A 560-nucleotide genomic window follows, 5' to 3' on the forward strand; every position below is an offset into this window, starting at 1 on the left:
AGACAGTGGTCAAACGCGGCTACCGCCTCGCCGTCTGAGCAGCAGCCCTCAGGAGGAGCTGCGGACGCAGGTCAGATCGAAGATCTTCCGTCCCACGTTCAGCGCTTTGGCCTCGAAGTCGGTGAGGGTGCGTCCGGCGAACCGAGGTGCCCATCCGCCGTCGTGGTCCAGTGCCTCCTCCAGCGGCAGTGGAGCGGTCTCCTTGCCCAGACTGGCGGCGTCGAGGTCTCCCAACCGGACCTCGGTCAGCGGGGATCCCTCCCCGGCCCCTTCCCCCGCGTGGGGGTTCACGAAGTGCTCGGAGGCGGAGATCAGCTCGCGCATCTGCACCGCATAGGAGGACCAGTCGGTGGCCAGACGCCAGATGCCACCCTCGGGCAGGACGCGGGCGGCGCGCTCGATGAACTCCTCCTGGACCAGGCGGCGCTTATTGTGCTTCTTCTTAGGCCACGGGTCTGGGAAGAAGATCCACAGCTCGGCCAGGGCGCCTGCCGGGATGAGCTTGTCCAAGACCTCCGGGGCGTTGGCCACGGCCACGCGCACATTGGTCAGCCCCTCGC

General features: G+C 67.7%; 1 protein-coding gene. It reads right to left on the minus strand.

Going from position 1 to position 560, the window contains the following annotated elements:
* Positions 1-48: 48 nt before the first annotated feature.
* Positions 49-560 (minus strand): tRNA (guanosine(46)-N(7))-methyltransferase TrmB (locus tag MWC30_RS21785; RefSeq protein ID WP_368860924.1); only part of this gene is annotated, 512 nt, incomplete at its 5' end.

This window comes from Desulforhabdus sp. TSK (assembly GCF_022836495.1).
In the GTDB taxonomy this organism is placed as follows: domain Bacteria; phylum Desulfobacterota; class Syntrophobacteria; order Syntrophobacterales; family Syntrophobacteraceae; genus Desulforhabdus.